This is a genomic window from Mucilaginibacter sp. P4_A11 (genome assembly GCF_056402535.1).
Map to the genome: position 1 here is coordinate 20,738 of NZ_JBFUHE010000028.1, position 10,574 is coordinate 31,311.

The following is a 10,574-nucleotide window of genomic DNA, read 5'->3' on the forward strand; positions in this document are numbered from 1 at the left end:
TCGGCCTTTCCTCTTTATCACAGCCCCTGCCCGGCACAATTAAGATGCCGCGATAATCGTTAGTTTTTTTGTCAACATACAGGCAAGGTCAATGGCTCTGCTGTATGTTTTAATTTTTACTTAACAGCGTTGCTGTTGGGTATTATAATTCAATCGGGATTATGCCACTTTCTTATTCATATACAAACTTTGATGATAACGATAAAGAGTTATCGAATTTTGCCAAGGCCCTGGCGCTTCCGGTAAGGGTTGCCATCATCAGGATCATTATTGAACATAATAATGTTGTAAAGCGCGAAATGCTCTACGAAATTCCATTTAATATCGAAACCATAAACAAACATGTGGCCGAGCTTAAAAACCTGGGCATTCTGAAGGTTTATGGGATAAAAGGAAATGTAAACTACAGCATCGATGAAAGCTTGTTCGATCAGATGGCTTACCGCTTTTCATTATTATTTAAAAGCGCCCGGCATTTGTTTGTGCAGCATATCAATACCAATTATGAGGCGGAAGAGGTTATATCTGCTACTAACATGACGAATGAAATGGGGGCACTAAGTCATTTTGGAGCTTTTATCGATCAATACAGAAACTCACTTAATATCACACTGCCGCTACTCGCCGAAAAACTTGGAGTAGAAACAGCATGTTTAAACCAGGTGGAAAAAGGCGAAATAGCTTTTAACCCCGAGAAGCTGATGCTGCTTGCCAATGCTTTCGGTATAGCCCCAACAGTATTAAAACGCGAGTATTACAGTTACCGCATTGCCGAGCTCGTTGACGAAAGTGGTTGCAATGAATCGTTACTGGATAGCGCTAAAGAAAAGATCCACCAAATTCATGCCGGGTAAAATTCTTTGGTTAACAATGATTTAATGGCGCGGTTAAGCCATCATAAAACGTTTCTGCGTATATTTAGTTAAGTAGTCATTTATAAATAGCATACTTAATTAAACGCATGGAAAATTTTACAATGCTGCAGTTTTTTGAATGGTATTACCCCGCCGGAGGCAGATTGTGGAATCAGTTAAAAAATGATGCAGAAAACCTGAAGAAAAAAGGGATCGATTCGGTATGGCTTCCGCCGGCTTATAAAGCGGCAAGCGGAGGTTACTCTGCCGGTTATGATGTTTACGATATTTATGACCTTGGCGAGTTTGATCAGAAAGGTACCATCGCCACAAAATACGGCACCAAGCAGGAATACCTCAATGCTATAGCCGCAGCGCAAAAAGCACAATTAAAGGTTTACGTTGATGTGGTGCTTAACCATATGGGCGGTGCCGACGAAATTGAAAAGGTGAACGCCCGCAAGGTTGACCCCGCAAATCGCAACGAGTTTATCAGCGAAGTATACGAAATTGGGGCCTACACCAAATTCACTTTTCCCGGTCGCAAAGGTAAATACTCTAAATTTATATGGGACTGGCAATGCTTTTCGGGTATCGATTACGATGCCTATAAAAAGGAAACTGCCATATTCAGTATCCAAAACCAGTATGGTGAGGGTTGGGAAGATGTACTTGACGATGAAAACGGCAACTATGATTACCTTATGCTTTCGGATATTGACACCCGCAACCCAAGCGTGAGGGAAGAGTTGAAAAACTGGGGGAAATGGTATTTTGAAACAGCAAAATTTAACGGCTTCAGGCTTGATGCTATTAAGCATATGGATCACGGCTTTTATAATGAATGGCTTGATTATATGCGCAACGAGTTTAATCACGAGTTTTTTACCGTTGGCGAGTACTGGGCTTTCGATTTACCCAAGCTGTTAAAATACATTGAGGCTACTGAAGGCCGGATGTCGCTTTTTGATGCCCCGCTGCATGATAACATTCACCTGGCCTCAAAAGCAGGCAAGGATTATGATCTCACTACCATTTTTGATAACACGCTGGTTAGCGCCGATCCCGAACACGCCGTTACCCTGGTTGAAAACCACGATACCCAACCGCTGCAATCCTTGGAGCAACCGGTGGATGCCTGGTTTAAACCACTTGGTTACGCGCTGATCCTGTTGCGTGAGGCCGGCTATCCCTGTGTTTTTTATGCCGATATGTACGGTGCAAAATATACCGATAAAGGCGGCGATGGTGAAGAATATGAAATTGAATTGCCCGTAGTTGCCGAGCTGGAAACCATGCTTTATGTACGGAAAAATATGGCTTATGGTACCCAGCGCGATTATTTTGATCACCCTAATTGCATTGGATGGACCCGCGAAGGAGATACTGATCATGAAGAATCAGGTTGTGCCGTGGTTATTTCAAACAGCGAGGACGGATATAAGGAAATGGAAATAGGAGCAGGGCATGCAGGCAAGGTATTTGTTGATTACCTTAACAAGCACGATGGCGAAGAAGTGGTGATCACCGCCGATGGCTGGGCCGAATTTAAAGTCAAAGCGGGCTCTGTTTCGGTTTGGGGAATTAAGAAGTAATTTGCATTAAACAGGGCTAACATTTTATACATTTGTTAGTCCTGTAATATATAGCTATGAAATACGAAGAAGTTCCCCTGGTAAATAATGAGGCCATCCACAATTTTGAATTGATCATAGAAGGCCACCGCGCTTTTATCGACTATAAAAAGAAAGACGATAAAATTTATCTCATCCATACCGAAGTGCCGGTTGAGCTGGAAGGTAAAGGTGTAGCATCGGCCATAGTGGAAAAAGCATTCAACTATATCGAACAGAATAACCTGAAACTGGTGCCGCTTTGTGTTTACGTGGCATCGTACCTGAAACGTCATCCCGAGTGGTCCCGCATATTAGCTATAGCGCCAGGCCACTAAACAGATGCGCGTTTTAGTAACAGGATCATCAGGCCGGTTGGGCGCGGTTACAGTTAATCACCTTAGGGCCTTTGGGCATCAGGTTACGGGTATCGATATAATCCCGGCCATGACTACTGATGAGCTGATCGATATTTTAAATAAAGAGGCGGTTTTGGCCATTACTAAAAACATCGACGCAATTATTCATACTGCGGCCATCCATGGTAAACATTATGAACTTAGTTATCCCCGGGAAGCATTCATTGATGTAAATATTTATGGTACGCTTAACCTACTCAATGCTTGTATAGCGAACGGCGTATCCAAACTATTGTATACCAGTACTACATCTATTTATGGCGATGCACTGGTTGATAAGGACAAAGCTGTTTGGGTTGATGAAGAGCTGGCCATTAAGCCGCGCGATATTTACGATATCACCAAGCAAACCGCTGAACAGCTTTGTAAAGATTTCTTTTACCGCGAAGGGTTGCAAACATCCGTTTACCGGGTTGGCCGGTTCCTGCCCGAAGCCGATAACCTTAAATTAAACCATCGCCTGTACCGTGGCCTTGATGAACGCGATGGCGCCGAAGGTTTACGTTTAGCATTAGACCAAACCTTTTCAGCGTTTGAGATCTTTAATATTACCAATAGCTCCGTGTTTAAAAAAGATGAGCTTGCACAGTTAAAATATGATCCTGCCACGGTGATAAAAAAACACTATCCACAGGCGGGCGCTATTTACCAGTCAAAAGGCTGGAAGTTCCCAGCGAGTATTGACAGGGTTTATGTAAGCGAGAAGGCTAAACTATATTTTGGTTATGAGCCTAAGTTTACATTTGGATATCTATTGAATAATCTATAAGACTTACGAAGTTTCCAAAGCCTCGTAAGTCTGGTTCCCAACCCAGAGGAATTAAATGATAGCCAAAAGCATCCTATTAGCAACACCTTTTATCATGTAAAATTTTATCAGAAGCTGAATCAAAAGCACCGAGCCTATAAAGAAGGCAGGTGGTACGCTAAAGATACCTCCTAATAAAATGAATGGTAGTAATAAAACTCCGAAAAACGCATCGAAGTAATAAGTTAGTCGGACAGTGATACCTTTCTCCGATGTTAAAATATCAAACCGGCCTTCTTCCATTATTTTAAATCCTTTTTCTCCCCTAAGGTTCCAGCTATTATTCCCGGTATTATAAAGCGTAATCGTTGAATTGACGGAGTTAATAACCTTATAGCCGGATTCGATTAGTACTTTAATAATATTTTCCTTCAGGATTAGGGCATTCAGACTTGTTTCCTGTTGGAGTGTGAATTTTATTTTTGCCGCGTTTAAATGATCCAATTTGTTGATACGATAGGTTGTTTATCTCCAAATTTAATCCAAAAATCCTTTGAGCCGGGTGTTGTTAATGGTGGCATTGTTAAATGATGGGTGATTTAGTAGTGTTTTGCCGGTTTTTTTAACCGCTCAGAGGTATGGTATATATAATAAACAACTGTTGCCTGCTTAATTATACGGAGCTAAAATAAGTAAGAAGAGGCTGGATATAGGTATCAGAGGCGGGTGGTTAAAACTTTTTGTTGTTGATAAATAGGATGTTAAGATAGTATTAAGGAAAAGAGTTATAAATAATTTGGAGAAAGGGAAAAAGCATGTACCTTTGCAGCCCGCAAACGAGGAAACGAAGTAGCGGGATAGTTCATTAAAGGGTTAGAAAAGGGCGAGCAGAGGGGTAAAAAAAAGATTCAAAATCTTTTGTGAAAGAGAAAAGAAATTCGCACCTTTGCAGCCGCTTCGAAAAGGAGCGGATGTTCTTAAAAAGGTTTGAAAGGCAGCTGGAAAGCAAGGAGAAAGAGAAAAGGAAAAGCCGCTAAAAACCACCAAAAAATAAAAAAAAATATTTTTTGGAAATAAGAAAAAGGTTTTTACCTTTGCAACCCCGAACGGGACGGACTTCGAAAGGAGTTTAAAACAAAGAGAATGAAAGCGTTAGGCGAGTAGTTCGAGGGCTGAGGAGAGCGATTCTCAAGGCTGATAAAAATGACAAGTTAAGCAAGCGATTGCAAAAACATAATAGCTGATTCGGATGATGAAGCGAGCAAGTTCTTTTAAGAAATGGAAATCATGTAGCGTAACGGGAGATCGAACGGAGCTAAGGCAAAGGAAGATTGAAGAGTTACAATATAAAAGCGGAATCTGTATAAAGATATAATAAAACAGATTCTATTAATTAATAATAGGGTCAGTGATTAGAACAAAACATTTTACAATGGAGAGTTTGATCCTGGCTCAGGATGAACGCTAGCGGCAGGCCTAATACATGCAAGTCGGACGGGATAGGAGAGCTTGCTTTCCTTGAGAGTGGCGCACGGGTGCGTAACACGTATGTAACCTACCTTGATCAGGGGGATAGCCTCTCGAAAGAGAGATTAAGACCGCATAACATTAAGTTGTGGCATCGCAATTTAATCAAATATTTATAGGATCAAGATGGGCATGCGGAACATTAGCTAGTTGGTAAGGTAACGGCTTACCAAGGCTACGATGTTTAGGGGATCTGAGAGGATGACCCCCCACACTGGTACTGAGACACGGACCAGACTCCTACGGGAGGCAGCAGTAAGGAATATTGGTCAATGGACGGAAGTCTGAACCAGCCATGCCGCGTGCAGGAAGACGGCCCTACGGGTTGTAAACTGCTTTTGTACCGGAATAAACCTTGATTCGTGAATCAAGCTGAATGTACGGTAAGAATAAGGATCGGCTAACTCCGTGCCAGCAGCCGCGGTAATACGGAGGATCCAAGCGTTATCCGGATTTATTGGGTTTAAAGGGTGCGTAGGCGGCTTTTTAAGTCAGGGGTGAAAGACGGTAGCTCAACTATCGCAGTGCCCTTGATACTGAAGAGCTTGAATGTACTTGAGGTAGGCGGAATGTGACAAGTAGCGGTGAAATGCATAGATATGTCACAGAACACCAATTGCGAAGGCAGCTTACTAAAGTATGATTGACGCTGAGGCACGAAAGCGTGGGGATCAAACAGGATTAGATACCCTGGTAGTCCACGCCCTAAACGATGAACACTCGATGTTGGCGATATACGGTCAGCGTCTAAGCGAAAGCGTTAAGTGTTCCACCTGGGGAGTACGCCCGCAAGGGTGAAACTCAAAGGAATTGACGGGGGCCCGCACAAGCGGAGGAGCATGTGGTTTAATTCGATGATACGCGAGGAACCTTACCCGGGCTTGAAAGTTAGTGAATAGAGCAGAGACGCTCTAGTTCTTCGGAACACGAAACTAGGTGCTGCATGGCTGTCGTCAGCTCGTGCCGTGAGGTGTTGGGTTAAGTCCCGCAACGAGCGCAACCCCTATGTTTAGTTGCCAGCATTTAAGGTGGGGACTCTAAACAGACTGCCTATGCAAATAGAGAGGAAGGAGGGGACGACGTCAAGTCATCATGGCCCTTACGTCCGGGGCTACACACGTGCTACAATGGGCAGTACAGAGGGCCGCTACCTGGCAACAGGATGCCAATCTCTTAAAGCTGTTCACAGTTCGGATCGGGGTCTGCAACTCGACCCCGTGAAGTTGGATTCGCTAGTAATCGCGTATCAGCAATGACGCGGTGAATACGTTCCCGGGCCTTGTACACACCGCCCGTCAAGCCATGGAAGCTGGAAGTGCCTGAAGTGCGTAACCGCAAGGAGCGTCCTAGGGTAAAGTCGGTAACTGGGGCTAAGTCGTAACAAGGTAGCCGTACCGGAAGGTGTGGCTGGAATACCTCCTTTCTGGAGCAGTTTCCGCTGAGTAACTCAGAACTGTTACCTACATGATATTTCTTAAAACAAAAAAAGACAAGAAGAAACACCCAGAAGATGAAGCCATCTGTGGAAGTGCAAACGAAAGTAAGCATGGGACATGGTAGGCAGTCATCAGTTGGCGGTAAGCAGTTAGCAGTTAGCACGAAAGCGAAGCTAAGACTGCAAACAGCAAACTGACAACTGCAAACTAAAAAAAGTCCTGTAGCTCAGCTTGGTTAGAGCACTACACTGATAATGTAGGGGTCAGCAGTTCAAATCTGCTCGGGACTACTATAAAGGTGATTAGAGAATGGAGAATAGAGAGTAGTTAAAACAACCACTCACCTAATGAACCACTCACTAACGACTCATCTAACGGGGGATTAGCTCAGCTGGCTAGAGCACCTGCCTTGCACGCAGGGGGTCAACGGTTCGAATCCGTTATTCTCCACTAAGTTTTCTACAGGGACTATAATAAGGTACCGCTAAAGATGAAAACGAACGTTCTTTGACATATTGGAAGAAGTAATTGAAAACAAGAGAAAACAACAGATAGAGACGTTTTTTCAGTTCAATGGTTCATTAGTAAATTAGTTCATTGGTAGCAATACTGCTTGGACAAATGAACGAGTGAACAAATGAACGAATCAACTTATCTAAAATAAAGACATACCATACGGCGCAAAAGGCGTATGAGTAGAAGAAAGTAAGAAAGGGTACACGGGGGATGCCTTGGCTCTCAGAGGCGAAGAAGGACGTGATAAGCTGCGATAAGTACCGGGGATCTGCAAATAGGAATTGATCCGGTAATTTCCGAATGGGGAAACCTAGCCAGTTGAAGACTGGTTGCATAATATGCGCTAACCTGCCGAACTGAAACATCTAAGTAAGCAGAGGAAGAGAAAACAATAGTGATTTCCAAAGTAGTGGCGAGCGAAATGGAAGAAGCCCAAACCTGTTATGTTACGGCATAGCAGGGGTTGTAGGACCACAACATGAATATTAAGAAGAACCGGAACAGGATGGGAAGCCTGGCCATAGAGCATGAGAGCTGCGTACGGGTAATGAATAATAGGATAGTGGTATCCTGAGTACCGCGAGGTCGGAGACGCCTTGTGGGAATTTGCCGGCACCATCCGGTAAGGCTAAATACTCCTGAGAGACCGATAGTGAACCAGTACCGTGAGGGAAAGGTGAAAAGAACCCCGAACAGGGGAGTGAAATAGAACCTGAAACCGTGTACTTACAAGCGGTCGGAGCGGTTAACACCGTGACGGCGTGCCTTTTGCATAATGAGCCTACGAGTTACTCTTCCCTGGCAAGGTTAAGTGTTTAAGACACGGATCCGAAGCGAAAGCGAGTCTGAAAAGGGCGTATAGTCAGGGGAGGTAGACGCGAAACCTTGTGATCTACCCATGGGCAGGTTGAAGGTGCCGTAACAGGTACTGGAGGACCGAACCGATAAACGTTGAAAAGTTTCCGGATGACTTGTGGGTAGGGGTGAAAGGCTAATCAAACTGGGAAATAGCTCGTACTCCCCGAAATGTTTTTAGGAACAGCCTGGCGGTTGAGTTATAAAGAGGTAGAGCTACTAATTGGGTGCGGGGGAGTCAAATCCTACCAAATCCAGATAAACTCCGAATGCTTTATAATATACGCTGGAGTGAGGCTATGGGTGCTAAGGTCCATGGCCGAGAGGGAAAGAACCCAGACCATCAGCTAAGGTCCCTAAATTATTGCTAAGTTGAACTAACGAGGTCCGATTGCACAGACAGCTAGGATGTTGGCTTGGAAGCAGCCATTCATTTAAAGAGTGCGTAACAGCTCACTAGTCGAGCGATCGGGCATGGATAATAAACGGGCATCAAGCAGTATACCGAAGCTATGGATTCATATTTATATGACTGGTAGGGGAGCATTCTATTTGCCGGCGAAGCAGGAAGGTAACTGACTGTGGAGGAAATAGAAAAGCAAATGTAGGCATAAGTAACGATAAGGCGGGAGAGAAACCCGCCCACCGAAAGACTAAGGTTTCCTGATCAACGCTAATCGGATCAGGGTTAGTCGGGGCCTAAGGTGAAGCCGAAGGGCGTAGCCGATGGACAACTGGTTAATATTCCAGTACTTTTTATTACTGCGATGCGGTGACGGAGTAGTGACACTGACGCGAACTGACGGAATAGTTCGTTAAAGGCTGTAGGTATAGAGTTTGTAGTTAAGTACGCAGACTTTGCTGAAAGCTGATAGTACTCGGAACCTTCGGGGGATGGGATAGTTCAGGTAATCAGACTTCCAAGAAAACCCGCTAAGCTTCAGGTAATAAAAACCCGTACCGTAAACCGACACAGGTAGTCGAGGAGAGAATCCTAAGGTGCTCGAGTGAATCATGGCTAAGGAACTCGGCAAAATGGCCCTGTAACTTCGGGAGAAGGGGCGCTGGCAGCAATGTCAGCCGCAGTGAAAAGGCCCAGGCGACTGTTTAACAAAAACACATGGCTATGCAAAATCGAAAGATGACGTATATGGCCTGACACCTGCCCGGTGCTGGAAGGTTAAGAGGGGATGTTAGTCGCAAGGCGAAGCATTGAATTGAAGCCCCAGTAAACGGCGGCCGTAACTATAACGGTCCTAAGGTAGCGAAATTCCTTGTCGGGTAAGTTCCGACCTGCACGAATGGTGTAACGATCTGGGCGCTGTCTCAGCCATGAGCTCGGTGAAATTGTGGTATCGGTGAAGACGCCGGTTACCCGCAACGGGACGGAAAGACCCCATGCACCTTCACTATAGCTTAACATTGATATCGGATACAGGATGTGTAGGATAGGTGGGAGACTGTGATGCTGCTTCGCTAGGAGTAGTTTAGTCAACGTTGAAATACCACCCTTTCTGTATCTGGTGTCTAACTCTTCAAAGAGGAGAACATTGTTTGGCGGGTAGTTTGACTGGGGTGGTCGCCTCCAAAAAGGTAACGGAGGCTTTCAAAGGTAAGCTCAGTACGCTTGGTAACCGTACGCGGAGTGCAATAGCATAAGCTTGCTTGACAGTGAGACAGACAAGTCGAGCTGGGTCGAAAGACGGATATAGTGATCCGGTGGTTCTGCATGGAAGGGCCATCGCTCAAAGGATAAAAGGTACGCTGGGGATAACAGGCTGATCTCCCCCAAGAGCTCATATCGACGGGGAGGTTTGGCACCTCGATGTCGGCTCGTCACATCCTGGGGCTGGAGAAGGTCCCAAGGGTTGAGCTGTTCGCTCATTAAAGTGGCACGCGAGCTGGGTTCAGAACGTCGCGAGACAGTTCGGTCCCTATCTGTTGTGGGCGTAGGAAGTTTGAGTGGGGCTGACCTTAGTACGAGAGGACCGGGTTGGACTAACCTCTGGTGAATCTGTTATGCCGCCAGGTGTACTGCAGAGTAGCTACGTTGGGAATAGATAAGCGCTGAAAGCATCTAAGTGCGAAACTAGCCACAAGATGAGACTTCCATTGAGGGTCGTAGGAGACTACTACGTTGATAGGTCATAGGTATAAAGGTGGTGACATCATAGCCGAGTGATACTAATTGCCCGAAGCTTTCTTCAGATAGAAAACAGTGTGGGTGGAACCCTAACAGGCTCCACCCCGCGAAAACAAAAACAACAAATGCTGTTGTTTTCTCTTAAATTCAATCACTTCTTTCAATTATGTTTAAGTTAATGGGGGTGAATAGTTGATTAGGTTCATTAGGTGAGTAGTTAAAAGCTATGAACCAGACAAGAACCACTCACAACTCACCCAATCAACCACTAACTATAAAATATTCAGGTGCCTATATCGGCGGTGTCTACCTCTTCCCATTCCGAACAGAGAAGTCAAGCCCGCCAGAGCCGATGGTACTGCGGTAAAACGTGGGAGAGTAGGTCGGTGCCGATCTTTATCACCTTAGATGGTGTAATAATGCAAAAGCCTTAGCTAATAACTAAGGCTTTTTGCGTTTATAA

Annotated in this window: 4 protein-coding genes, 2 tRNA genes and 3 rRNA genes; all 9 read left to right on the forward strand. The window is 44.8% G+C overall.

What is annotated here, in order from left to right; all coding sequences use genetic code 11:
• The first annotated feature begins 161 nt into the window (after positions 1 to 161).
• The 9 genes from AC1DUD_RS30525 (at position 162) to rrf (ending at position 10,506) form a co-directional block, all read left to right on the forward strand.
• On the forward strand, positions 162 to 854 hold the full coding sequence (locus tag AC1DUD_RS30525) for a helix-turn-helix domain-containing protein (protein ID WP_477381640.1): 693 nt from the start codon (positions 162 to 164) through the stop codon (positions 852 to 854).
• A gap of 107 nt (positions 855 to 961) precedes the next feature.
• The gene (locus AC1DUD_RS30530; RefSeq protein ID WP_477381642.1) at positions 962 to 2,449 is read left to right on the forward strand and encodes an alpha-amylase; all 1,488 of its coding nucleotides are present in this window, start codon (positions 962 to 964) and stop codon (positions 2,447 to 2,449) included.
• A 56-nt stretch (positions 2,450 to 2,505) separates the two neighbouring features.
• Positions 2,506 to 2,805, forward strand: a complete 300-nt coding sequence (locus AC1DUD_RS30535; RefSeq protein WP_330861321.1) for a GNAT family N-acetyltransferase — start codon at positions 2,506 to 2,508, stop codon at positions 2,803 to 2,805.
• A gap of 4 nt (positions 2,806 to 2,809) precedes the next feature.
• On the forward strand, positions 2,810 to 3,655 hold the full coding sequence (locus AC1DUD_RS30540) for an NAD-dependent epimerase/dehydratase family protein (RefSeq protein WP_477381645.1): 846 nt from the start codon (positions 2,810 to 2,812) through the stop codon (positions 3,653 to 3,655).
• Between the two features lie 1,408 nt (positions 3,656 to 5,063).
• Positions 5,064 to 6,584, forward strand: a 16S ribosomal RNA gene (locus AC1DUD_RS30545).
• 228 nt (positions 6,585 to 6,812) lie between these two features.
• Positions 6,813 to 6,887: transfer RNA gene (locus tag AC1DUD_RS30550), tRNA-Ile, on the forward strand.
• Positions 6,888 to 6,973: 86 nt separating this feature from the next.
• A tRNA-Ala gene (locus AC1DUD_RS30555) sits at positions 6,974 to 7,047 on the forward strand.
• A gap of 248 nt (positions 7,048 to 7,295) precedes the next feature.
• Positions 7,296 to 10,176 (forward strand): 23S ribosomal RNA (locus AC1DUD_RS30560).
• Between the two features lie 218 nt (positions 10,177 to 10,394).
• Positions 10,395 to 10,506, forward strand: a 5S ribosomal RNA gene (rrf, locus tag AC1DUD_RS30565).
• Together the 16S, 23S and 5S rRNA genes with 2 tRNA genes alongside form the textbook arrangement of a ribosomal RNA operon.
• Positions 10,507 to 10,574: the final 68 nt, after the last annotated feature.